At 66.1% G+C, this 23,976-nt stretch carries 22 protein-coding genes; 8 read left to right on the top strand and 14 right to left on the bottom strand.

Translation table 11 applies throughout. From position 1 onward, the window contains the following. Positions 1 to 136 precede the first annotated feature (136 nt). Positions 137 to 2,464, top strand: a complete 2,328-nt coding sequence (locus JF515_RS03225) for a TRAP transporter large permease subunit (RefSeq protein WP_203100955.1) — start codon at positions 137 to 139, stop codon at positions 2,462 to 2,464. 119 nt (positions 2,465 to 2,583) lie between these two features. Here the strand turns inward: JF515_RS03225 and JF515_RS03220 are convergent, their stop codons facing one another. Beyond that, positions 2,584 to 4,413 carry a long-chain-acyl-CoA synthetase gene (locus JF515_RS03220; protein ID WP_203100953.1) on the bottom strand — a complete coding sequence of 610 codons (1,830 nt, stop codon included), beginning with the start codon at positions 4,411 to 4,413 and terminating at the stop codon, positions 2,584 to 2,586. A 180-nt stretch (positions 4,414 to 4,593) separates the two neighbouring features. Between JF515_RS03220 and JF515_RS03215 the strand changes: the two genes are divergently transcribed. The 4 genes from JF515_RS03215 (at position 4,594) to JF515_RS03200 (ending at position 8,300) form a co-directional block, all read left to right on the top strand. Beyond that, entirely contained in the window at positions 4,594 to 6,939 is a 2,346-nt protein-coding gene (locus tag JF515_RS03215) for a TRAP transporter large permease subunit (RefSeq protein ID WP_203100951.1), read from the top strand. 120 nt (positions 6,940 to 7,059) lie between these two features. After that, complete coding sequence (locus JF515_RS03210; protein ID WP_203100949.1) at positions 7,060 to 7,215, top strand: hypothetical protein; 156 nt, start codon at positions 7,060 to 7,062, stop codon at positions 7,213 to 7,215. Positions 7,216 to 7,218: 3 nt separating this feature from the next. Further along, complete coding sequence (locus JF515_RS03205) at positions 7,219 to 7,563, top strand: PilZ domain-containing protein (protein ID WP_203100947.1); 345 nt, start codon at positions 7,219 to 7,221, stop codon at positions 7,561 to 7,563. Beyond that, complete coding sequence (locus tag JF515_RS03200) at positions 7,560 to 8,300, top strand: class I SAM-dependent methyltransferase (RefSeq protein ID WP_203100937.1); 741 nt, start codon at positions 7,560 to 7,562, stop codon at positions 8,298 to 8,300. The genes JF515_RS03205 and JF515_RS03200 overlap by 4 nt, the downstream gene beginning before the upstream one ends. Positions 8,301 to 8,488: 188 nt before the next feature. On the opposite strand, the gene JF515_RS03195 is transcribed toward JF515_RS03200, so the two are convergent. The 5 genes from JF515_RS03195 to rnd are packed head-to-tail and all read right to left on the bottom strand — an operon-like array spanning position 8,489 to position 11,140. Beyond that, positions 8,489 to 8,938, bottom strand: a complete 450-nt coding sequence (locus JF515_RS03195) for an HIT domain-containing protein (protein ID WP_203100935.1) — start codon at positions 8,936 to 8,938, stop codon at positions 8,489 to 8,491. Beyond that, positions 8,935 to 9,297 carry a hypothetical protein gene (locus tag JF515_RS03190; protein WP_338015162.1) on the bottom strand — a complete coding sequence of 121 codons (363 nt, stop codon included), beginning with the start codon at positions 9,295 to 9,297 and terminating at the stop codon, positions 8,935 to 8,937. Before JF515_RS03190 ends, JF515_RS03195 begins: the two co-directional genes overlap by 4 nt. Before the next feature lie 29 nt (positions 9,298 to 9,326). Then, positions 9,327 to 9,788: a YcgN family cysteine cluster protein gene (locus tag JF515_RS03185; RefSeq protein WP_238400810.1), complete on the bottom strand. Its 462-nt coding sequence runs from the start codon at positions 9,786 to 9,788 to the stop codon at positions 9,327 to 9,329. After that, positions 9,757 to 10,059 (bottom strand): YcgL domain-containing protein, encoded by a 303-nt coding sequence (locus JF515_RS03180; protein WP_203100934.1) that lies wholly within the window; start codon positions 10,057 to 10,059, stop codon positions 9,757 to 9,759. Before JF515_RS03180 ends, JF515_RS03185 begins: the two co-directional genes overlap by 32 nt. 7 nt (positions 10,060 to 10,066) lie before the next feature. Beyond that, entirely contained in the window at positions 10,067 to 11,140 is a 1,074-nt protein-coding gene (gene rnd, locus JF515_RS03175) for a ribonuclease D (protein ID WP_203100933.1), read from the bottom strand. Between the two features lie 146 nt (positions 11,141 to 11,286). On the opposite strand from rnd, the gene gpmA reads away from it, so the two are divergent. Next, on the top strand, positions 11,287 to 12,033 hold the full coding sequence (gpmA, locus tag JF515_RS03170; RefSeq protein WP_203100932.1) for a 2,3-diphosphoglycerate-dependent phosphoglycerate mutase: 747 nt from the start codon (positions 11,287 to 11,289) through the stop codon (positions 12,031 to 12,033). Positions 12,034 to 12,123: 90 nt separating this feature from the next. On the opposite strand, the gene JF515_RS19570 is transcribed toward gpmA, so the two are convergent. Then, positions 12,124 to 13,119, bottom strand: coding sequence for a lipase secretion chaperone (locus tag JF515_RS19570; protein ID WP_203100931.1), 996 nt, complete (start codon positions 13,117 to 13,119; stop codon positions 12,124 to 12,126). 441 nt (positions 13,120 to 13,560) lie between these two features. Between JF515_RS19570 and JF515_RS03160 the strand changes: the two genes are divergently transcribed. Continuing rightward, entirely contained in the window at positions 13,561 to 14,490 is a 930-nt protein-coding gene (locus tag JF515_RS03160; RefSeq protein WP_203100930.1) for a lipase family alpha/beta hydrolase, read from the top strand. Positions 14,491 to 14,645: 155 nt separating this feature from the next. Continuing rightward, entirely contained in the window at positions 14,646 to 15,647 is a 1,002-nt protein-coding gene (locus JF515_RS03155; RefSeq protein ID WP_203100929.1) for a putative solute-binding protein, read from the top strand. Positions 15,648 to 15,739: 92 nt separating this feature from the next. Here JF515_RS03155 and JF515_RS03150 read toward each other — a convergent pair whose 3' ends face one another. The 7 genes from JF515_RS03150 to bcsD form a co-directional block, all read right to left on the bottom strand. Continuing rightward, positions 15,740 to 16,882 carry an acyl-CoA dehydrogenase family protein gene (locus tag JF515_RS03150; protein ID WP_203100928.1) on the bottom strand — a complete coding sequence of 381 codons (1,143 nt, stop codon included), beginning with the start codon at positions 16,880 to 16,882 and terminating at the stop codon, positions 15,740 to 15,742. A gap of 198 nt (positions 16,883 to 17,080) precedes the next feature. Further along, a complete protein-coding gene (locus JF515_RS03145; protein ID WP_203100926.1) occupies positions 17,081 to 18,451 on the bottom strand; it encodes a phosphomannomutase/phosphoglucomutase in 1,371 nt (456 codons plus the stop codon). A gap of 30 nt (positions 18,452 to 18,481) precedes the next feature. Next, positions 18,482 to 20,128, bottom strand: a complete 1,647-nt coding sequence (gene pgi / locus JF515_RS03140) for a glucose-6-phosphate isomerase (RefSeq protein ID WP_203100924.1) — start codon at positions 20,126 to 20,128, stop codon at positions 18,482 to 18,484. Then, entirely contained in the window at positions 20,128 to 21,432 is a 1,305-nt protein-coding gene (locus tag JF515_RS03135; RefSeq protein WP_203100922.1) for a UDP-glucose dehydrogenase family protein, read from the bottom strand. Before JF515_RS03135 ends, pgi begins: the two co-directional genes overlap by 1 nt. Before the next feature lie 28 nt (positions 21,433 to 21,460). Then, a complete protein-coding gene (locus tag JF515_RS03130; RefSeq protein ID WP_203100920.1) occupies positions 21,461 to 22,342 on the bottom strand; it encodes a UTP--glucose-1-phosphate uridylyltransferase in 882 nt (293 codons plus the stop codon). Positions 22,343 to 22,445: 103 nt separating this feature from the next. Next, a complete protein-coding gene (locus tag JF515_RS03125) occupies positions 22,446 to 23,513 on the bottom strand; it encodes a glycosyl hydrolase family 8 (RefSeq protein WP_203100918.1) in 1,068 nt (355 codons plus the stop codon). Continuing rightward, positions 23,503 to 23,976 (bottom strand): cellulose biosynthesis protein BcsD, encoded by a 474-nt coding sequence (gene bcsD / locus JF515_RS03120; RefSeq protein ID WP_203100916.1) that lies wholly within the window; start codon positions 23,974 to 23,976, stop codon positions 23,503 to 23,505. Before bcsD ends, JF515_RS03125 begins: the two co-directional genes overlap by 11 nt.

The following is a 23,976-nucleotide window of genomic DNA, read 5'->3' as shown; positions in this document are numbered from 1 at the left end:
GACCCGCGGGGCCCCTCCGGGCCCCGCTTTTCTTTCCCCTTACTCCGTACCGCGGATAGCGCTGCCGCGAACGGACCAACCGGCGCCCAGGCGCCACGATTCCGCCACTGGCGGCAAGAATCAAACCGGGTGAACAATGGATAAACCGACTTTTACCGTGGCCAGGAGATCGGTGGGTGAATGGCTCTCCTCCCTGCCTACCCTTTTTATTCTCCTGATCGTCATTTTTCTTTCTTCCGGCCAGATCATCCACTCCCAGTTGCTGAAAATTGGTGAAGCGACCTGGGACGAATATTTCCTGCTGCGCGGCGCGGGCATGGTGCCCGAGCCCACCTGTAACCCGGACCCGGACATCGACCAGCGGGTACGCGAGATCGCCGAGCAGCGTCGCGCCGAAGCCAAGGACGACCCGCTGGCCGACATTCTCGGCGGTTCGGAAGTGGATGAAGGCGCCATCCGCAACTCCCTGGAGGCGTCCCGCGCCAACTGCCAGGGTAAGTGGGAGCGCTACCAGACGGTGCAGGAGAAGGTCACCCCCGGGGTGATCATGTTCCGCAACGTGGAAGGCACCGTGGCCCGGGTGGTGTCCACCCTGGGTGATTACAAGCGGTTGCTGCTGTGTCTGCTGGTGATCATCTGCGCGGCCACCGCCACGCTGGCCCGGCATCACATCTCCCTGCGACCGTCACGTACCCGCAAGGACCACTACATCTCCACCATCGCGCAGTTGTGCGCCAATGGCCTGTTGCTGATGTCCGCCGCCGTGTACCGGGCCAAGGACGTGGAAGCCATGGACGCCGGCGTCACGGTGGGCAATTTCTACCTGCACGGTTTCTGGGTGGCGGGCTTCGCCCTGCTTACCGCCGCCTCGCTGCTGCAGCTTTTCCGCCCGCCCAAGGATCTCGAGGACGGCGGCTCCTGGCCCAAGGCGTTCCTCACCATTCCGCTGTACACCTTCATGTGCCTGACCGCGTCGGTGCAGTTCATGATGCAGGGTTACTACCATGGCATCAGCGTCTATCTGAACATGATGATGGAGCTGTCCACCCTGTTCCTGAACCTGGCGCTCTATATCTGGATCGGCATGCTGCTCAAGCAGACCAAGCTGGCGCACCTGGTGTTCGACGTGCTGCGGCCCTGGAAGATGTCGCCGGAGCTGATGTGCTTCGTGGTGCTGGCCGTGGCGGCCATTCCCACCGCCTACACCGGTGCCTCCGGGATCTTCGTGATCGCCGCCGGCGCCACCATCTATCAGGAACTGATCCGCGTCGGCGCGCGCAAGCAACTGGCGCTGGCGGCCACCGCCATGTCCGGCTCCATGGGCGTGGTGCTGCGGCCCTGCCTGCTGGTGGTGATCATCGCCGCGCTCAACAAGAGCGTGACCACCACCGAGCTGTTCGCCTCCGGCTACAAGATTTTCTTCCTGAGCCTGTTCCTGTTCTTCATCTACAGCCAGTTCGCGCGCACCTCGCCGGCGCGCATCGCGCCGTTCTCCGAGGCGCTGCCGCGCAGCCTCAAGCGGCTGGTACCGCTGATGCCCTATGGCATCATCGTGGGCTCGGTGCTGGTGCTGTTCAGCGATCTGCTGGGCCGCCACCTGGATGAGTTCTCGGCGCCCATCATCCTGCCGGTAATGCTGCTTGCCGTACTGCTTTACGAGAAATTCAGCAAGCACCTGCTGCATCTGTTCAGCCTGTTCCTGGTACCGATGCTGTTCCTGTCGTTCCAGGGCATCTGGGAGGGTTACCACGCGCTCAGCACCGGCACCACGCCAGCCGGCGTGTCTCCGGTGGAGCTGGAGGGCATCCTCTGGGGTGAGTTCTGGCGCAACCTGGTACTGGGCACCTTCATGGTGGTCCACTATCTGGTCAAGACCGGCGACCAGGACCCGCATTACCAACCGGAAAAAGGCGTGTCCGAGAAGATGGAAGGCGCGTTGCGGCTGGCCACCAACGAGACCACCGGCCACATCGGCGCGCTGCTCATGCTGATGGCTCTGTCGGTGAGTACCGGTGGCATCATCGAGCGCTCCGGCTTGCTGGAAATGCTGCCCGAGACCTTCCCGTCGATCTGGATCGCGATGGGCATCCTGGTGGTGACGATGGTGATCATCGGCATGATCATGGACCCCTACGGGGCGGTGATTCTGGTCAACGCCACCATCGCACAGGTGGCGTTCGATAACGGTATCGCGCCACTGCATTTCTGGATGATCACGCTGGTGGCCTTCGAACTGGGGTATCTGACGCCACCGGTGGCGTTGAACCATCTGTTGACGCGACAGGTGGTGGGCGACGACGAGGTGGAAAGCGCCAGGATTCATACCGGCAGCTTCTTCCGCCGCTACGAGAAGTTCATCCTGCCGATCGCGGTGATGCTGACGGCGCTGCTGATCGTGTCCTTCCTGCCGCTGATCTCCGACGGCCTGCACGAGTGGCTGTTCCAGAAGATCCAGGCGGGTTGATCCCTGCCCCACCCACGGACAAAAAAACGCGGGCTCCGGCCCGCGTTTTTTTTATGGCTTATCGGGTATTAGCGGCCGAGTCCTCCATCATGGACGCGTCCCGGCGTGGGCCCGGCGTTCTAGAAGCGGTATTCACCACCATCGATGGCTTGCTGGATCTCCGGGGTGAGGGGCTGGTAACGGTGTTCGCCGGGCAGCAGCACGTAGACCGGATCGTTGACGCGCTCCAGGTCGTACTTTTCTTCCTTCAGCGTGTTCTTCTGGTGCTTGAAGGTACCGGTGGTTTCCACGCCGCCGTCGGTGACGCGCAGGAACACCGGGACCGCGTAGGGCGGCAGTTCGCGGGCCAGACAGGCGCTCAGGGCGGCCCAATCCGCTTCGCCGTGGGGGCGGTCCAGGCGTAGCTCGGCCATGCCGGCGCGGCCATTGGTGCCAGGGATCTCCACGCCGTAGACCACGGATTCCACGATCTGCTCGAAGCCGTCCAGGATCTGCTCCACCTCGGTGGTGGAGACGTTTTCGCCTTTCCAACGGAAGGTGTCGCCGAGTCGGTCGACGAACTGGGCATGGCGGTAGCCGATATCACGCATCATGTCGCCGGTGTTGAACCAGGCATCGCCTTTCTTGAACACGTTTCGGAAGATCGCCTTTTCGGTTTTTTCCGGGTCGGTGTAGCCGTCGAACGGCGTTTTGTCGGTGATTTCGCCGAGCATCAGGCCGGCCTCGCCCTTGCGCACCCGGCGCATGAAACCACGGGCGTCACGCACCGGCTGGTCCGCTTCCTTGTCGTACTGGACGATGGCATAGCCCACCGGCGAGAAGCCCACCGTGTTGTCGAAGTTGAACACATTGGTGAACGCCACATTGCTTTCCGAGGCGGTGTAGAACTCCGCCACCCGGTCGATATCGAAGCGCTTTTTGAACGCTTTCCAGATGCTCGGGCGCAGACCGTTGCCGACGATGGTGCGCACCGGGTTGTCGGCATCGTCCGGTTTCTCGGGCTGCTCGTGGAGGTAGCGGCACAGCTCACCCACGTAGCCGAAAGCGGTGCAGTCGTGGCGGCGTACGTCCCCCCAGAAGCGGCTCGCCGAAAAGCGCCGCGCCAGCACCAGCCCGCCGCGCCCGGCGATCACCGAGGCCCAGCACACCACCAGCCCGGTGGCGTGGTAGAACGGCAGGGTACAGTAGAGCCGGTCGTGGGCGTCCAGGCGCACGGAGGAGAAGCCGAACCCGCCGTAGGCTTTTTCCCAACGGCCATGATTGAACACCACCGCCTTGGGCAGGCCGGTGGTACCGGAGGTATAAATATAAAAGAGCGGATCGCGCAAAAACGTCCGCTGGCTGCTGGCCGGGTTGGCGCTGGAACGGCGTTTGATCGCCTCGGCCAGGTTCACGTAGGTTTCCGGCGCCTCGCCCGGGTCCGCCAGGGTGTCCTGGTCGGCGAAATAAAGAAAGTGCTCCCGGAGGTCCAGGCGGTCGCGCACCGCCTGCACCGCGGTGAGCTGTTCACCGCCGATGATGGCCGCCTTGGGGGCGACCAGGTTGAAACTGTGCACCAGCACCTTGCCGCGCTGGGCGGTATTCAGCAGCGCCGCGCACACCCCCAGTTTGGCGCAACCGATCACCGTGGCCAGCAACTCCGGCCGGTTCTCCAGGTTGACCGCCACGGTGTCGCCTTTTTTCAAACCGATGGAGGCCAGGTAGTCGGCGACGCGGTTGGCCCAGCCGTTCAGGGTGGCGTAGGTGAAGGCCCGTTCATCCTGGATCAAAGCGATGCCGGCCGGATGTTCCGACGCCGCCCGCTCGAACGCCACCCCCAGGCCCACCGGTCGCCGGGTGTCGGTGAGTTTACCCATGCGCGCGCCCTTGATCAGGCCGGGCAGATTACCGACCACCTCGGGCACCTTGGTGAGCAGTTTGGGCAAGGTAATGACGTCCCCATGAGGCATGGCGTTTCCCCTTCTTATTCTTTGTCGTGGATGTTGTTGACCGTGTAAACGGGCGCCGGGGGATCACTCGGTCAATCACTTCATTGCGGCACCGGGGTCGAAGCTATAGCATGAATGTTTATAGTTGTACACATTGTGAAAACGACAAAACCAATAACGATAAAAACAAGGATAACGATCATGGGGAAACGGCCCTCCGCCCTGCTCCACCGCTCGCCGCAAGAATGGCTGTCGACGCTGCCCGTTCTGTTGTTGCTGGTGTTGGTTGTGTTTCTGTCATCCGGGCAGATCATTCATTCCCAATTGCTGAAAATCGGCGAAGCCACCTGGGAGGAATATTTTCTGCTGCGCACCGCCGGCCTGACCCCGGCACCGGAGTGCGATCGCGACCCGAACATCGACCAGCGCGTCAACGAGATCGCCGAGAGACGCAAGGCGGAAGCGGATTCCGACCCGCTCGGCGATCTGCTTGGCGGCGGCGCCGTGAACCGCGACGCGATTCGCGACTCCCTGCTCGCCGCCCGCGCCAACTGCCGCGACAAGTGGGACCGCTATCAAACCGTTGAGGAAAAGGTCACGCCCAGCGTGGTGACCTTCCGCAACATCGAGGGCGGCCTGGCCGCGCTGGTGGCCACCCTGGGCGACTACAAGCGCCTGCTGTTGGCGCTGCTACTGCTGATCTGCGCCACCACCACCACCTTCCAGCGCCACCATATCGCCCTGCGACCATCGCGAACCCGCAAGGACCATCTGATTTCCAACCTCGCCCAGGTGGCCTCCAATTCGCTGCTGCTGGTGTCGGCGCTGGTTTATCGTGCCTCCGACCTGCGCGCCGCCCAGGCGGGTGTCACCGTCGATGCCCTCTATCTGCATTCGGTGTGGATCGCCGGTTTCGCCATCCTCACCGCCGCCGCCGTTTACCAGCTGGTGCGTCCGCCCCGCGATCTGGAAGAAGGCGGCTCCTGGGGCAAGGCGTTCCTCACCATTCCGCTGTTCAGCTTCATGTGCATCTCCGCCTCGATGCAGTTCTACGGCCAGGGTTATTTCCACGGCGTCAGCGTGTACATGAACATGATGATGGAGCTTTCCACCCTGTTCCTGAATCTGGCGCTGTACATCTGGATCGGCATGATGCTCAAACAGACCCGGCTCACCCACATCGTCTTCGACGTGATGCGGCCGTGGAATCTGTCACCGGAACTGATGAGCGTGGTGGTGCTCGCCTTCGCCGCCGTGCTCACCGCCTATACCGGCGCCTCCGGCATCTTCGTGATCGCCGCCGGCGCCACCATCTACCGCGAGCTGATCCGGGTCGGCGCGCGCAAGCAACTGGCTCTGGCCGCCACCGCCATGTCCGGCTCCATGGGCGTGGTGCTGCGGCCCTGCCTGATCGTGGTGGTGATCGCCGCGCTCAACAAGAACGTGACCACCGCGGAAATGTTCTCCGCCGGCGGCAAGGTATTCGCGCTCAGCCTGCTGGTGTTCTTCATTTACAGCCAGTTCGCGCGTACCACGCCGGCGCGCATCGCGCCCTTCGCGCAGGCGCTGCCGGCCAGCCTCAAGCGCATGGTGCCACTGATGCCCTACGGCATCGTGGTGGGCGCCGTGGCGCTGTTCTTCAACGACCTGCTGGACCGGCAGCTGGACGAGTTCTCCGCGCCCATCATCCTTCCGGTGATGCTGCTGGCGATCCTTATCTACGAAAAACTGAGCCGCCATGTGGTGCATCTGTTCGCCCTGTTCATGGCCGCCATGCTGGTGCTGTCCTGGCAGGAAGTGTGGCACGGCTACCAGGCGCTCACCGCCGGCGCCGCCTCTCCGCCGGGAAACCCTCTACCCGGGAATATGGCCCCCCAGGAACTGGAAGCGATGTTGTGGGGGGATTTCTGGCGCAACCTGATGTTCATGGTGTTCCTGCTGGTCACCTATCTGGTGCCCGGCGACAAGGACCCGCACTACGCGCCGGAACAAGGCGTGGCGGAAAACTTCGAAGGCTCCATGCGCTTCGCCACTTCCGAGACCACCGGCCACATCGGCGCGCTGCTGATGCTGATGGCCATGTCCATGGGCGCCGCCGGCATTATCGAGCGCTCCGGTGTGCTGGAGGCGCTGCCGGAAACCTTCGGCTCGATCTGGATCGCCGCCGGCTTCTTCGTGGTGGCCCTGGTGCTGGTGGGCATGTTCATCGACCCGCTGGGCGCGGTGATTCTGGTCAACGCCGCCATGGCGCCCATGGCCGAGGCCAACGGCATCAGCTCGCTGCACTTCTGGATGATCGCCCTGGTCGCCTTCGAGCTGGGTTACCTGACACCACCGGTGGCGCTCAACCATCTGCTGACGCGGCAGGTGGTGGGCGACGACGAGGTGGAGAGCGCCAAGCTCAAGACCGGCAGTTTCTTCCGCCGTTACGAGAAATTCCTGCTGCCGATCAGCGTGATGCTCACCGCGCTGCTGATCATCGCCTTCCTGCCGCTGATTTCCGATAGCGTGCACGGCTGGTTGTTCCAGCGCATCGAGGCGGGCTGAAGCCATCGCGGCCGCTGAGCGGGCGTTTCGCGGCTAAAACGGAACGCCCGGCGGGTTTTCTCCGGCCCGGGGATATTGGATACTCTCGTGACAATGTCATCCAGCCGACACGAGGTCACCATGAACCGCCCGCAACCCCAGCGCGCCGGAGGCCGCCCCACCGAGCCCCTGCCCAAATCCTTCAAACCGGCCCTGACGCTGCTCGGCGTACTGTTCCTGGTTACCGCCGGCATCGCCGTGGCCGCCGCGGTGGTGGACCGCCTGATCTACGGTTGACCCATGGCGTCCCGGGAAGAACATCGCCATCACCCTCGTCATCACGCCCCCACCGGCGTGGCCCTGACTCTGCGCCGGGAAACCGGCGACGATGAGCCTCTGCACCTGCTATGCCGGGACGTATCCCGCACCGGCCTGGGGGTCACCTTTCCCCATGCCATCCACCCGGACACCGATGTGGAACTGTGGGTGAGCCTGCCCGACCAGGCCGCGCCGCTGCACCTGTTCGGCACCGTGGCCTGGTGCGCCGCGCCGTTGGGACAATGGCGCGCCGGCATCGCCCTGGACCTGGAGCGCAGTGACGGCCAGGCCTGGGAAGCCCGCTTCGAAGGCTCGGACCGGCCATGAACAACGCCTCCGGCGGCCCCCTGTTCCAACGCGGCGACCACTACCAGAACCACCGCCCGGATTACCCGCCGGCGTTGTTCGCCGGGCTCGCCGAACGCAGCCCCGGCCGGCGCCGCGCGCTGGATCTGGGCTGTGGTAGCGGCCAGGCCTGCCGGGCGCTGGAACCCCATTTCCAGCAGGTGCTGGGCATCGACGTGAGCCTGGAGCAGGTAAGCGCCGCCCCCGCCGGCGCCAGCCGTTACCTGGTGGCGCGCGCCGATGCCCTGCCCCTGGCCGACGCCAACCTGGATCTGATCACCGTGGCCCAGGCCCTGCACTGGTTCCCATTGCCCGCTTTCTTCCATGAAGCCGGGCGGGTGCTGCGCCCCGGCGGGCTGCTGGCGATCATCAGTTACGGACTGTGCAGCGTGGACGGACTGGATGGGCTGATCGAGGATTTCCACGACCGGGAGCTGCGGCCCTGGTGGCCGGCGGCGCGCTGGCAAGTGATCGAAGGCTACCGACGGGTGACCCTGCCCTGGCCGGAAAGCACGGTGCCCAACCCCGGCGATATCGAACGCCGCTGGCGCTGGCGCGACATGGCCGGCTACCTGGACACCTGGTCCGCGCTGGTGAAGGCCCGCGCCGCTGGCGAGGACCCGCTGGCGGCGTTTCTGCCGCTGCTGCGGGCACGCTGGGGCGAACAGGAAAGGACCGTGCGCTGGCCGTTGCGGCTGCGCTGCTGCGCGCGGCCTTGAGGCGCCGTGCCGGCATCATCGCGACTGAAGTCGCTCCTACCGCATGAAATAACCGCCATACCTTTCTGATCGCGGTAGAGGCGCCGTGCCGGCATCATCACGACTGAAGCGGAACGCCGCCCGGTCGCTCCTACAGTGCGGGCCTCTGTAGGAGCGCGGGCCTTTGTAGGAGCGACTTCAGTCGCGATTCAGGCCTTGGGGAAATGCTCGGCGAGCAGCCCGGCCAGCCGGTCCAGGCGATGGCGGCGCTTGGCCAGCCCGAAGATATTCATCATGCGGGTGCCCCAGGTCAGGGCGGTGGCCAGGGTGTCGCCCCCCCGGCGCGGAATCACATGCACATGCACATGGGGCACGTGCTGGTTGGCCTCGCGGCCGTCGTTGACGATCACGTTGTGCGCCAGCACGTCCAGGCCGGCCAGCTTCTGGGCACGGATGGTACGCCGCGCCAGCTCGAACAGGTGCGCGGTGAGCTCCGGCGACAGCTCCTGCAGCAGCACATGGTGCTCCACCGGAATCACCAGGCAATGCGCCTCGCGCACCGGAAACAGGTCCAGCAGCACCATGGCCCGCTCATCGCGGTAGACCACGCTGCCCGGCAGCTCACCGGCGAGGATGCGACAAAAGACGCAATCGCTCACTCCACCTCCGCGTCACCATCGTCGTGATAGCCGCCGTACTTGCGATGGCGTCGCCACAGCTCCGCCAGGGCCACCAGCAACGCCACCACCACGATGGCCAGCAAGGGCCCGCCGGCGCGCCAGGAACTCATCTCTTCCTGGAACAGACCATCGAACAGCGCCGCCACCCAGGCCGGCGCCAACTGGCCGTGTTCCGGCGACACCGACCAGGGCGTCAGCAGCAGGGCCGCGCCCACCGCGCGCAACGGCAGGCGCAGCGAAGTCATGAACGGCCGGGTGATGTACCACAGCACGAACAGCACCCCCACACTACCCAGCAAATAGGCGAACCATCCCCACATATAGGCTTTCGTCGTCACGATTACTCCAAGATTCGGTCGGGGCGGCGTCAGCCCACCCAGTGAACAATATGCTCTTCCAGGTCGTCCTCGGCCACCCCCCGTTCGGACACCACCCTGCCACTGACGCTGATGCCCGCCTCGCGCACGGAGTCGGCGCGACCGGAAATCAGCGGGTGCCAGGAAGCCAACGGCTGGCCGTTGGCGCGGCGGCGGTAGGCGCAGGTGGCCGGCAACCAGTCAAAATGCCGGGCCACCTCGGTGGTCACCGGCATGCAGTCAGGCACGTAGCGCTGGCGCTCAGGGTAAACGGTGCACCGGCAGCCGGCATCGTCCAGATAAGCGCAGGCCACGTTGGTGAAGGCCACCTCGCCGCTGTCCTCGTCCTGAAGTTTAACCAGACAACAGCGTCCACAGCCATCGCAAAGCGCTTCCCACTCCGCTTCGTCCAGCTCTTCCAGCGGTCGTTCCCAGAAACGCTCACGCATGGCGCGGACGGTCCGGGTGGCCATTGGCCAGGTACAGGTCCTCATCCGGCGGCGGCGGCATCTGCAGATAAAAGCCCTGCTCACGGATGCGCGCCATCACCTGATCCACCTCGACGCGGGCCAGGGGCCGCTCCGGGGTAAGGATCATGTCGGTCACATGGCGCGGCGCGCCGAACTGGCTGATCAGCGCCTCGGGCAGATCCTTGAGCCCCTTGGTGCGCTCCACGTACAGGTACATGCCCTCGCGGCGCGGACTCTTGTAAATGGAACAGAACAGCTTGCCTTCCAGGGTCATCGGTCTCTCACAGCAATTCGAGCAGGGGCCGGGCCACCAGATCATGGCGCCAGCCGGTCAGCGGCTCGGGCAACCGCCCGGGATCGCGCACCAGCGCCTCCAGCCAGCGCCGGCGCACCAGCACATCGGGCTTGAGGCCCAGATCGTCGGCGATCCGCGACACCGCCTCGCGCAACCTCTTGACGGTCTGGCGCTGGGCCGGCTCCAAGGGGCCCGGCAACGGCGCCGGCGGCGTCGCGCCAGCGGCGTCGGCGGCCAACGCCAGAAGGGTGTCGCCATCGCGGCGGATCGCCTTGGGATGCATACCCAGCTCGCGCAGCCGCTCCCGGGACAGCGAACCGGCCCGGCACAGATCCAGCAAGGTATTGTCGCGCACCACGAACCCCTTGGGCAGATCCCGTTCCCGGGCGGTATCCTCGCGCCACTGGGCAAGCACCTCCAGCACCGCCAGCTCCTGGCCGCGCAGGGTACCCGCGCCCTTCACCTGACGCCAGGCGTCGCCGGGCTCGGCGCGTTTGAGCGCATCCTCGCGCAACCGCGCGCACTCCTCGCGCCACCAGGCCTCCCGGCCCAGCCGCGCCAGTGCCTCGCGCAGGCCATCGGTCAGCTCCGGCAGGTATTTCACGTCGTCCACGGCGTAGCGCAACTGCTCCTCGCTGAGCGGTCGCTTGAGCCAGTCGGTGCGGGTCGCCCCCTTGGGCAGACTCACTCCCAGCCGCCCCTCCACCAGCCGCTGATAGCTGAGCTGCATGTCCTCGCCGATCAGCGCGGCGGCGATCTGGGTGTCCTCCACCGCCGCCGGGTAGGCCCCGGAAAACGCCGCCAGGGCCTCCAGATCCTCGGAGCAGGCATGCATCACCAGGGGCCGCTCCGCCAGCGCCGGCGCCAGATCCGCCGCCGCCACCCGGGTGGTGTCGATCAGGCGGATCGCCTCGCCGTCGTGCACCTGCACCAGCGCCAGACGCGGGTAGTAGGTGCGCTCGCGCATGAATTCCGTGTCCAGATAAAGCGGCGCCCCGGCGGGCAGGCGGGCGGTCCATTCCCCCAGCGCCTCGGCGCTGTCGCACCAGATATAGGTCATGTCGATCCATGGCTTGCCAATGATCCCGCGCATTATACGGATCGGAGCCGCCCCCCGAAACGCGGCCGACCGGCCTACAACGCGCGGGCCGGTTTCTGGTACCATTCGCCGCCGTCACGATCACGGAAACCGCACAGGAACCGCCCATGAGCACCAAACTGGTACTGGTCCGCCACGGCCAGAGCGTCTGGAACAAGGAAAACCGCTTCACCGGCTGGAAGGACGTGGATCTCACCGAGCAGGGCCGCGAGGAAGCGCGTCAGGCCGGCGAGCTGCTGAAGGAAGCCGGCTTTGAGTTCGACATGGCTTACACCTCGGTGCTCAAGCGCGCCATCCGCACGCTGTGGACCATCCTCGATGGCATGGACCAGATGTGGATTCCGGTGACCCGGGACTACCGCCTCAACGAACGCCACTACGGTGCCCTGCAAGGGCTCAACAAGGCGGAGACCGCCGAGAAGTACGGCGACGAGCAGGTGCTGATCTGGCGCCGCAGCTACGATACGCCGCCGCCCAAGATGGACCGCGACGACGAGCGTTACGCCGGCCGTCTGCGCGTCTACAAGGACCTGGACGAGAGCAAGATTCCGCTGTCCGAGAGCCTCAAGGACACCGTCGCCCGCTTCCTGCCCTACTATCAGGCGGAAATCGAGCCCCAGGTGCGGGCCGGCAAGCAGGTGCTGATCTGCGCCCACGGCAACAGTCTGCGCGCCCTGGTGAAACACCTGAGCGGCATTTCCGACGAGGACATCGTCAAGCTCAACATCCCCACCGGGATTCCCATGGTCTACGAGCTGGACGACGATCTGAAGCCGATCAAGAACTACTACCTGGGCGACGAGGAAGCCGCCGCCAAGGCCGCCGAGGCGGTGGCCAACCAGACCAAAGGCTGAGTCGAATCGCGACTGAAGTGGAGTGCCGCCCAGTCGCTCCTACGGCAGAATTTACGACGTAGGAGCGACTTCAGTCGCGATCACCCGGCGTCACCGGATACGATCCAACGCCTGCACCCGCCGCTGCTCCTGTTCGTCGAACAGGCGCGCGCGCAGGGCCCGCACCTGGGCGTCCCGGTCCTCCGGCGCCAGGCCACTGTGCAGAATCCCCTCGCGCTGCTCGCGGTACTCATCATAGCGCCGCTCCCATTCCGCCCGCCGATGATCCAGATCCGCCAGCCGCTCCGCCGCCTCGGCGCCCAGTTCCCGCTCACGCAGCTGGTACACCCGCGCCTCCGAGGCGCCCTGCTCGCGCAGCCGGTCCACCTGCGCCGCCACCGACACCGGGCGCCGGGTGGCTTCCACCATGGCGCGCAACCGCGGCGCCAGGTCGGCCTCCAACGCGCTCACCCGGGCCGCCTTCTCCTCGGCGCTCAGGGCCGGGTCCTCAAGAATGGCGCGCCGGTCCAGGGCGAAGCTGTCATAGCGGTCACGGAAACCGAAGAATGCCTCCCGGGCCTCGGCGTCGAACCAGCGCCGACGCAGCGCCCGCCGCTCCTCCAGGCTGCGGCGCAGGGCGGCGGTGTCGTTATCCGGGCTGTCGAGCCCGCGTAGCGCCGCCCGGTAGCCGGTGTAGCGCTCGAACAAATCCCAGGCCTGGCGCGCCGCCGCCGGCGGCAGCGCCGCGTCCAGGTGTGCCGCCACCCGGGCGCGCAGCACGTTGAGATCCTCCTCGCCGAGGGCGGAAAGGAAGTAATCGAAGCGCCGCCGCACCTCCTCGGTGACGATCAAGTCGCCGTTGTCGTCCACCCGCAGGGCACCGTCCGGCTCGGTGCCGCGCCAACTGGCCGGCTCGCTCTCCAGCCGGGCGCCCCGGGCGGCGAAGGTGGCGAAATCCGAGCCCCCCTGGAAGGCCGGTCCGGCGGGGGCCCCGGTGGAAGCGGCGGCCACCGCCGGGCGCGCCGGGCCACCCGCACCGTCCCGCCACCACCAGGCCGCGCCGGCCACCAGCAGCAGCGCGCTCAGCGCCACGATCATGATTCTCATCCCTGTACTCCGTCTTATTGTTATCACCGCTGATCGGATTACGACTTTTTTATTAGTGCAACACCGGCAAGAGCGGCGCTAGTCTGAGGGCCTGTTCACTCTACTTGCATCACGCCTGCTGGATGTCATTTTGGCCTCCAGCTAGGCGGAGGGAGCGCCGTTTGGTCAGTCCAAATAAGCGACCGACAACGACGCTGGTGGCCAAAAGGGGGCCAGCCCTTCGGGTTGTGGCTAAAAATCCACCCCTCCGCGTTACTCGTCGTTCATTTGGAGCCACCAAACTTCTCTCCTCGTGCCTAGATGGGTGGATTTTTAGCCACAACAGGCATGATGCAAGTAGAGTGAACAGGCCCTAGGAACCTTCACTTCCCGGGAAGGTTCCCGCCAAGAGGACCTTGGCGCATAACCAACAATTCAACAACAACACAAACAGGGAAGCTTATGAAAACGTTGCTCCAGGCGCTGCTGAGCGCCCTCATGCTCGTGGTGCTGTCGGTGCCGGCCCAGGCCATCGCCGATTACACCGCCACCCGTTACCCCATCGTTCTGGTCCATGGCCTGTTCGGCTTCGACACCGCCGCCGGCGTGGACTACTGGTACCGTATCCCCGAGGAACTGCGCCAGGGCGGCGCCGAGGTCTACGTGGCCCAGGTGAGCGCCGCCGAGGACACCGCCGTGCGCGGCGAGCAGCTGGCGCGCCAGGTGGAAACCATCCTCGCCAGCACCGGCGCCGAGCGGGTCAACCTGATCGGCCACAGCCACGGCGGCCCCACCACCCGCTACGTGGCCTCGGTGTACCCTGAGTACGTGGCCTCGGTGACCAGCGTCGGCGGCGTCAACTGGGGCGCCCGGCTGGCGGACGTGCTGCAGGGCGTGGTTGATAACGTGCCCTTCTCCGGCAACCTGATCGGCTACCTGGGCAACGCCCTGGCCGGGCTTATCGACCTGTTCTCCGGCGGCGGCAACGAGCAGGACATCCTGGCCGCGCTCAAGGCGCTCACCACCGCCGATACGGTGGCCTTCAACCAGCGGTATCCGGAGGGCATACCGGCCCGCTACTGCGGCGACGCGCCCCGGCAGGCCGCCAACGGCGTTTCCTACTTCTCCTGGAGCGGCGCCAAGACCCTTACCAATGTTCTCGACCCGTCCGACCCGTTCCTGGCGGCCACGTCCATCGTGTTCCTGGGCGAGCCCAACGATGGCCTGGTGAGCAGCTGTTCCAGCCATCTGGGCATGGTGATCCGCGATGACTACCGCATGAATCACCTGGACGAGGTCAACCAGGTGCTCGGCCTGCACGATCTGTGGAGCACCGACCCGGTGAGTCTCTACCGGCAGCAAGCCAACCGGCTGAAGAATTACAGCTTCTAGGCCGGCGGACTATCGCGACTAAAGTCGCTCCTACGGTGGGGGTACGATCAGCCCGGCGGGTGACCGAAACGCTCACTCACCCGGGCGCCAAGGTTTTGTGTCCTGGCGCCACCCGCCTACCATCCGGACAGAGACCCGGATGAAGGACCATAACCATGACAAAACGCTTCAGCGCCCTCCTGGCCGCCGCCACCCTGTTGCTGGCCGGCGCCGCCCAGGCCCAGGAGCAGATCGAACGCGACATCTGCGTATTCGATATCGCCGGCCAGATGGGCCCCACCATGGCCGCCATGAAGGACTGGCGCGCCGCCGCGCTGAACTGGGGCCTGAAGGCCAACCTGCGCGTCTACACCAATGAGCAAGTGGCCGCCGAGGACCTCAAGGCCGGCCAGTGCGATGCCTCCCTGATCACCGGGCTGCGCGCCCGCCAGTTCAACAAGTACGCCGGCACCCTGGACTCCATCGGCGCCCTGCCCACCATGGAGCACATGAAGCTCGCCCTGCGCGTGCTGTCGCACCCGAGCCGCGCCGAGCAGCTCACCGCCAATTCCTACGAGGTGATCGGCATCGCCCCCATCGGCGCCGCCTACCTGTTCGTCAACGACCGGGAGATCAACTCCCTGGCCAAGGCCGCCGGCAAGAAAGTGGCGGTGCTCGATTTCGACCCCACCCAGGCCAAGATGGTGGCCGCCGCCGGCGCCACCCCGGTACCCTCGGACATCACCAACTTCGCCGGCAAGTTCAACAACGGCTCCGTGGACGTGATCGCCGCGCCGCTGGTGGCCTACAACGTGCTGGAACTGTACAAGGGCCTGCAGCCCGACGGTGGCATCATCGATTACCCGCTGTTGCAGCTCTCGATCCAGCTGGTGGGCAAGGAAGACCGGTTCCCGGCGGAGATCGCGCAGAAGTCCCGGGAGTATTTTTACGACAACCTGGACAAGGTACTGGAGCAGCTCAAGCGTGAGTCGGACCAGGTCGACCCCAAGTGGTGGGTGGACATCCCCGACGAGGACAAGCGCGAATACGAGCTGATGATGCAGGACTCCCGGGACCAGTTGCGCAAGGAAGGCTACTACGACGGCGACATGCTGGACCTGCTGCGCAAGATCCGCTGCAAGCTCGACAGCTCCCGGGCGGAGTGCACCGCCGGCTGACGCCTGATCGCGACTGAAGTCGCTCCTACTACCATATTCTGTAGGAGCGACCGGGCGGCGTTCCGCTTTAGTCGCGATGGCGGCGTGGGCGGCTAGAGCCCCAGCCGCTTGGCGATCACCTCGTTCATGATCTCGTAGGTGCCGCCGCCGATGGACAGGATGCGGTTGTCCCGGAACAGCCGCTCCACCACGGTGCCACGCATGTAGCCGGCGCCGCCGAAGATCTGCACCGCGTCCCAGGTCACCCGGTCGGCGCATTGCGTGGCCTGGTTCTTGGCCATGGACACGTCCAGCACGCAGTCCTCGCCGTTGGCGATGCGCGCCGCCGTGCGGTAAGTGAATTCCCGGCTCACGGCCACCTGGGTGGCCATCTCCGCCAGCTTGTGGCGGGTCACCTGGAAGCCGGCGATGGGCCGGCCAAAGGCCTGGCGCTCCCTGGCGTAGGCCATGGCCTCTTCCAGCGCCACCTGGGCGGTCATGTTGGCGGTCACCGCCAGGATCAGCCGCTCCATCTGGAAGTTGCTCATGATGCAGTAGAAGCCGCCGTTCTCCGGGCCGATCAGGTTTTCCGCCGGCACCCGGCAGTCCTCGAAATACAGCTCGGCGGTGTCGGACGCCCACCAGCCCATCTTCTTCAGCTCCCGGCCCACGGTGAAGCCCGGGGTACCCTTCTCCACCAGCAGCAGGGACACACCGCCGAAACCGGCACCGCCGGTGCGCACCGCCACCGTGTAGTAGTCCGCGCGCACGCCGCTGGTAATGAAGGTCTTGGCGCCGTTCACCACATAGTGGTCACCATCGCGGGTGGCCTTGGTGCGCAGGTTGGCCACGTCGGAGCCACCGCCGGGCTCGGTGATCGCCAGGGCGGCGATCTTGTCGCCGGCCAGCACCGCCGGCACCACCCGCTCCTGCAGGGCCTCGGAGCCCCACTTCCACACCGGCGGCAGGCCGATGTCCAGGGAGCCCAGGCTGGCGCCCACGCCGCCGGAGGTACAGCGGGTGATTTCCTCGCAGGCGGCCACCTTCATGAACACGTCCTCGCCGCTGCCGCCCCAGCGTTCCGGGGCGCCGATGCCGAGGATGCCGGCGTCGGCCGCCTTCTTGTACAGCTCACGGGGGAAGGCGCCGGCCTCCTCCCAGTCGTTCACCTGGGGCAGGATCTCGCGTTCCACGAACTTGCGCACGGTGTCGCGCACCATCTCGTGGGTTTCGTTGAAATAGGACAGGTCGGCCACGGTCGCTCCTTGTTCTCGAATCGGGGGGCTTTGATCGGGTGCGCCATAAACCAAGCGCTTGCTTGGTTTGAGGATAGCAGAGAGGGGTTGGGGTGTGCCATTGGGTTTGGGGGGGATCGCGACTGAAGTCGCTCCTACAGCATCAAAGACCGCCGTAGGAGCGACTTCAGTCGCGATAGGGAGGTGGCAGCGGTGGGCTCAGCCCACCGCCTGAATGGCCTGCTCGATGGCGGCTTCGAAGCGCTGGCGGATACGCGCCAGGGTGGCGTCGTCGCGGGCTTCGTAGCGGGTCACCAGCTTCGGCGAGGTGTTGGAGGCCCGGCACAGACCCCAGCCGTCCGGGTAATCCATGCGGATACCGTCAATGACCCGGCGCTCGCCCTCGCCCAGGTCGGCGTGCTCCTGCAGGTACTCGATGATGGCGAACTTGTTCTCCTCGGTAACCTGGATCTGGATCTCCGGGGTGGAGTGCAGGCGCGGGAAGCGCTGGAAGAAGCTCACCGCGTCGCCGTCATAGCGGCTGAGAATACCCAGCAGCCGGGCCGCCGCCAGGGTGGCGTCGTCAAAGCCGTACCAATCCTCGGCGAAGAAGATATGGCCGCTCATCTCGCCGGCCAGCAGGGCGCCGGTTTCCTTCATGCGCGCCTTGATCAGCGAGTGGCCGGTGCGCCACATTTCCGGCTCGCCGCCGGCCTTCTTGATCACGTCGAACAGCTCGCCGGTGCATTTGACGTCGAAGATCACCTTGGCGCCGGGCACCCGGGAGGCCAGGTCCTCGGCCAGGGCCATGAGCAGAATGTCCGGGTAGACCACGTCGCCATCGGGAAGCACCACGCCGAGCCGGTCGCCGTCGCCATCGAAGGCCAGCCCCAGGTCGGCGTTTTCCTCGCCAACGGTGGCGATCAGGTCCTTGAGGGTTTCAATGTCGCCCGGGTCCGGGTGGTGGTTGGGGAAAGTGCCGTCCACGTCCGCGTACAGGGGCACCACGTCGCAGCCGAGCAGCATCAGTGCCTCCGGGGCGGTAACGCCGGCGGCGCCGTTGCCGCAGTCCACCACCACCTTGAGCGGGCGCGCCAGCTGATGGCGGCGTTGCACGGCGTTCAGGTAGGCGGGCAGCACGTCCCGTTGCTCGCGAGTGCCCTCGCCTTCGCTGAAGTCCCCGCGCTGAATGCGGGCCTTGAGAGCCTGGATGGCATCACCGGACAGCGCCGTGCCCTGAATAACGATCTTGAAGCCGTTGTAGTCCGGCGGGTTGTGGCTGCCGGTGACCATCACGCCGGAGTCGGCGTCGTGGTAAAGGTGGGTGGCGAAATACAGCACCGGGGTGGGCACCAGGCCCACTTCCACCACGTTGCAGCCGCTCGCCTGCAGGCCCCGGGCGAGGCCGTCCACCAGCGCCGGGGAAGACAGCCGGCCATCGCGGCCCACCGCCACGGTGTCGCCGCCCTTGGCGCGCACTTCCGTGCCGATGGCCAGGCCGATCAGACGGGCCGCGTCCACGGTGAGGGTGTCCTCGTAAATGCCGCGGATGTCGTAGGCGCGGAACAGAGTGTCTGCCAGTTCAGTCATGGGATGTCCTTAATCCTTGAATCCATGAAGTCAGGAGCTTTGCTGGGCGCGGATATAACCGGCCAACGCCCGGGTGGAAGCGTCCAGGCCGTCACTGCCCTCACCGCTTTCCAGCACCCGAATCATATCCTTGGCGATTTTCTTGCCCATTTCCACACCCCATTGATCGAAGGGGTTGATGCCCCACAGCACCGCCTGCACGAACACCTTGTGCTCGTAGAGCGCCACCAGGGCCCCCAGGTGGCGGGGGGTGAGTTCGTCCATGAGCAGCGTGGTGCTGGGCTGGTTGCCCCGGTAGCGCTTGTAGGCCGGGGTATCGCCATCATCGTCCAGCGCCCGGTCGCCCAGGGCCAGCAGCCGCGATTGCGCCAGGCAATTGGCCAGGGTCAGGGAGTGCTGTTCCTCCAGCGGCCGCAGCTCGGCGCTGTTGCCATCCAGGCCGTGGCGGGCGGCGGCGATGAACTCACAGGCCACCGGCTGGGTGCCCTGGTGCAGCAACTGATAGAAAGCGTGTTGGGCGTTGGGCCCCACCTCGCCCCAGATCACCGGGCAGGTGTGGTAGTCCACCAGTTCGCCGTCCCGATCCACGGATTTACCGTTGGACTCCATCTCAAGCTGCTCCACGTAGGCGGGCCAGTGCTTGAGCCGGCCATCGTAGGGCAGCACCGCGCGGGCGGTGATATCCAGGTAGTTCAGGTTCCACACATCCACCAGGCCCATCAGCACCGGCAGGTTGGCCTCCCAGGGCGCCTCGCGGAAATGGCGGTCCAGATCGTGGGCACCGGCCAGCAGCTCCCGAAAACCGTCCATGCCGATGGTCAGCGCGATCGGCAGGCCGATGGTGGACCACAGCGAATAGCGACCGCCCACCCACTCCCAGAACAGCAGCTGGTTGTCCTCGTGGATGCCCCACTCGCTCATGCGCTCGGGCATGGCGGACACGCCGATGAAGTGGCAGCGCAGCACCGCGCCGTTGCGGTCCGGGAAGGCCTGCTCCAGCCAGTAGCGGGCGGTGGCCGCGTTGCTGAGGGTGTCCACCGTGGTGAACGACTTGGAGGACAGCACGATCAGGGTGGTGGCCGGATTCAGCTCATCGAGCAGCGGCACGATCTGGCTGCCGTCCATGGACGACACGAAGTGCAGCCGCGGACGCTGGCCGTTGGCGGGCCGGTGCTCGTGCAGGGCCACCGAGGCCATCAGCGGGCCCAGATCGGAGCCGCCCACGCCCACGTTGACCACGTCGGTGATGGCGTCGCCTTCGCAGCCACGCCACTGGCCGGAGAGAATCCGCGTGACCATGCGTTCCATGCGCGCCAGCTGGTCGCGCACCGGATCGTCCTCGCCCTCCTCCCGGCCCGGTTCGCGCAGCCGCCAGTGCATGGCGGCGCGCCCCTCGGTCCAGTTCACCTCGCCGCCTTCGAACAGGCAGCGCATCCAGGCGTCCAGGCCCCGGGCGTGGGCCAGCCCACGCAGTTTGTCCAGGGTCTCGGGACTGAGACGCTGCTTGCTGAAATCCGCCAGCAGCCCGCAGGCGCTCAGGCTCAGGCGCTGGAAACGCTCCGCGTCCTCGGCGAACAGATCGGCCAGGTGCCAGTGGCGGGCCTGGCCGGCGTGGTCGCGCAGGGCCTGGTCGGCGGCCCGGGCGGCGTCAACGTCGTGCAGGGGAATGCCACTCATCAGCGTCTCCCGATGCCGTAGTAGGTGAAGCCCTGGCGCGTCACGTACGCCGGGTCATAGATGTTGCGCCCGTCCAGGATCAGCGGCGTGTGCATGGCGTTCTTGAGGTCGTCCCAGTCCGGGCCCCAATAGGCTTTCCATTCGGTGACCAGCATCAGGGCATCGCTGTCGCGGGCGGCGTCGTAGGGATCGTCGTGCAGGGTCAGGGTGCCCTTGTCCCGGGCCCAGGCGGCCAGTTCCGGCAGCGCCAGGGGATCGTGCACGTGCACGTCCACGCCCTGGGCCCAGAGCGCTTCGATCAGACGCAGCGCCGGGCCGTTATCAACCCGGTCGGAGCCGGGCTTGAAGGCGGCGCCCCACAGGGTCACCCGGCGGCGGTCCACCTCGCCTTCGTAATGGCGCCAGAACTTGCGGAACAGAACTTCCTTCTGGCGCTCGTTGATCTGCAGCACCTGCTCAAGCAGCTTGGCGCCCACCCGGCGCCGGCGCAGGGTGTCGGTCAGGTTCATCACGTCACGGCTGAAACCCGGGCCACCGAAGCCGCAGCCGGCGTACAGATAGGCTTCGCCGATGCGCGGGTCGGAGCCCACGCCCTGGCGGATCACGTCGATGTCGACGCCCAGTTCCTCGGCCAGCAGCGCCATGTCGTTCATGTAGCTGAGCCGGGTGGCGAGCATGCCGCTGATCGCCACCTTGGTGAACTCCGCCTCGCGGGGCTGCATCACCTGCAGCACGTCGCGGCGGCGGTTATAGGGGCGCAGAAGTTCGCGCATGGTCACTTCCCCCTCGCGGTCGTCGCAACCGAGCAGAAGATGATGGGGGCGGGTGAAGGAGGCCAGCGCCATGCCTTCCTGAAGGGTATCCGGCAGGCACACCACCGGGGTGGCCGCGCCCTGCTCGCGCAGCCCTTTTTGCAGTTGCTCGGTGCTGCCCACCGGGAACACGCTCTGATTGATCAGCAGGCGGGCGCCACCGCGCCCGGCCCAGGCGGCCAGGTGCTCGGCGCGGTCGAAATCACCGGGCTGCAGGGCCAGGCACACCACCGGGGCGGGTTCGCTCACCGCCGGTTCGCCATTGGGGTCGGCCAGGCCCGGCTCGTCGGTACGGCAGTCCAGCCGCCCGGCGCGACGCTGGGCGGTGACCAGCTCCGCCAGGCCGGGCTCCTGGTACAGCACCCGGCCGTCGTCCAGAGCCCTTGCCACCCGGCCGGGTGGCAACCACCAGCGCACCCGATGGCCGCTTTGCGCGAAGGCGGCGGCGGTGACCATGGCGCACAGGGTGTCGCCAAACATGTCGATACGCATTTATGGCTCCTTTGCAATGCGTTCCGCTTTAGCCGCGATTCGCCTTGGCGATCAAATCGCGGGCGGCGCCACCGATCTCCGGGTGCTTGAGCGCGTAATGCAGAATTGCTTCCAGGTAACCTTCCTTGCTGCCGCAATCAAAGGTGCGGCCGAGCATGGCGTAGGCTTCCACCGGCGCGTCCCCGATCAGGGTGGCCAGGGCGTCGGTGAGCTGGATCTCGTCACCGGCCCCGGGCGGAGTGTTGGCGAGCAGGTCCATGACCACCGGCGGCAGCACATAGCGGCCCACCACGGACAGGTTGGAAGGTGCCACCTCGCGGTCCGGCTTTTCCACCACGCCGCGCATCGGCGCGCTCTCGCCGGCCGCCGGTGGCGCGCCGTCCAGGTCGGCGATGCCGTACTTGTGCACCAGTTCGTCGGGCACCTTCTCCACCATGATCTGGGCGGCGCCGTTGTCCTCGAAACGGCGGATCATGTTGGCCAGGTCGTTGCCTCGGCCATCGTCGTCCACCAGCACGTCCGGCAGGATCACCACGAACGGCTCGCCGGCCACCGCGTTGCGCGCCTGCCAGACCGCGTGACCCAGGCCCAGGGGCGGGCCCTGACGCACGCTGATCACCTGCACGCCGTCGGGCAGCGGCTTGCTCACCGTTTCCAGCAGCGCGGTCTTGCCCTTGGCTTCAAGCTGGGCTTCCAATTCCGGGTGGCCGTCGAAGAAATTCTCGATGGCGGTCTTGCTGCCATGGCTGACCAGGATGATCTCGGTGATGCCGGCGTTGACCGCCTCCTCCACCACGTAATCAATGGCGGGCCGATCCACGATCGGCAGCATTTCCTTGGGGATCGACTTGGATGCCGGCAGCATGCGGGTTCCGAACCCGGCCACCGGAATGACCGCTTTCCTGACCATGAACACTCCTTTAGCAAAAAAACACGGGGCCCGTCGCCCCTCCCCTGTATGGAACCAGGAAGCCCGGATGCGTTCCGAACCGGGGTCGCGCCCGCCGGCCTAATTACAGTTTTTTACCGTCCTGGCCGATCAGCAATGGCGCCGGGGCGGCGGCGATCCGGCTGAGCATCTGCAGGGAGGCGCTGTAATAATCCTCGGCGCGCGGCGGCACCAGGGCAATGCGCCCGGCGCGCCCCTGGATCAGGGCACGTACCGCCATGCCACCGGCGGACAGCGGGTATTCCGCTTCTTCCTCGCTGATCACGTCCACCCAGGCCGGCGGCTTCGGTTGCAGCCAGAAGCGGCGCACGCCGTCCAGGGCCGGCATCGCGCCCAGCCCCCACCAGTACATATAGAGCGGCACGCGCACCGCCTCGAAGCCGAAGCGGGTAGGCCACTCCGTCGCCGGGCTTACGTTGCCGTTGTCGTCCAGCCGCAGCCAGTCCGGTGGTAGTTGGTGTTTACCGAAGCGTGACACGTTGAGCAAGCGCACGCCATCGTACATCAGGCGCCGCCAGGGGCCGTCCGGCTCCAGCCGCGCGAAAAAGTCCAGCGCCGGCATCACCCAGTAGGAGAGATTCAACTGCACGTAGCCATCCTTGCGAAAACCGTCCCGGGCCGGCAGCAGCACCAGGTAACCGCCGTACTCGGCGATCAGATAACGGCGGATGGCATTGCGGGTATCGATGGAGGCGACCACGTAACGGGGTTCTTTCCACTTGCGCCCGGCCAGTTCCAGGGCCCAGGCGATCAGCAGATCACCGTCGGTGGCGTTATTGCGGTCCACGGTGGCGGGGTCGGCGTCCGGCTCGAAACGCCAGGTGTAGAGATTGTCCACCTTGCGGTGCAGGTGGTCGTTGGTCCAACGGAACAGTTTCTCGAAGCGGTCGGCGTCGTCGAAGTAGACCGCCATCAACATGCCCCAGCCCTGGCCCTCGGTGTGGCTGATGTTGCCGTTGCCGGTGTCCACTACCCGGCCTTCTTCGCTGATGAAGCGGGCCTGGTAAGCCCGCCAGCCCGGGTCGGCGGCGCGCGCCACCCCGATCACGCTCAGTGCCAGCCAGACCAGGGCCAGCACAAGGGCGAAAGCGGCCGATGGCGCTCTCGCGACGTCATCATCGTCAACAGCCATAGCAGAATTCCAGCGGCCCATCCTGATTGGCCTTGAGTATCTGCACCTCCACGGTGCCGTCCCCGCCCTGGTCGCGCAGCCAGGCGTTGTAGGCACCGGCCAGCATCGCCGCCAACGCGGCGGCCCAGGTATCACCTACCGTGCCTTCCAGGCGCGGCCAGGCATCGTGCACGATCACGATCATGTCCGATTCACTGTAAAACTGGCACCAGCCCCAGTCGAGCTGGTTCCAGCGGCGGTTGGCCGCCGCCTCCAGGCCCTCCAGGGTGTCCTGCTCGTCGATGGGCAGGTCGCTGGCGATCTTGGCGCCCAGGTGACCAAAGAACGCCAGCATCTCGTCGCTGCCGGCACTGGCGTTGAGTTCTTCCACCAGAGCGGTGATGAACAGTCGCCACTGGCCGTTGAATTGCCGCCCCCGGAAGTACTCCAGGCTGCGAGCCTGATGCGCGCTCTTCTTATCCAT

Origin of the sequence: Alloalcanivorax marinus, assembly GCF_016785095.1 — a bacterium.
In the GTDB taxonomy this organism is placed as follows: Bacteria; Pseudomonadota; Gammaproteobacteria; order Pseudomonadales; family Alcanivoracaceae; genus Alloalcanivorax; species Alloalcanivorax marinus_A.
The sequence above is the reverse complement of the archived record's forward strand: the minus strand, read 5'-3'. Positions and strand labels throughout refer to the sequence as shown.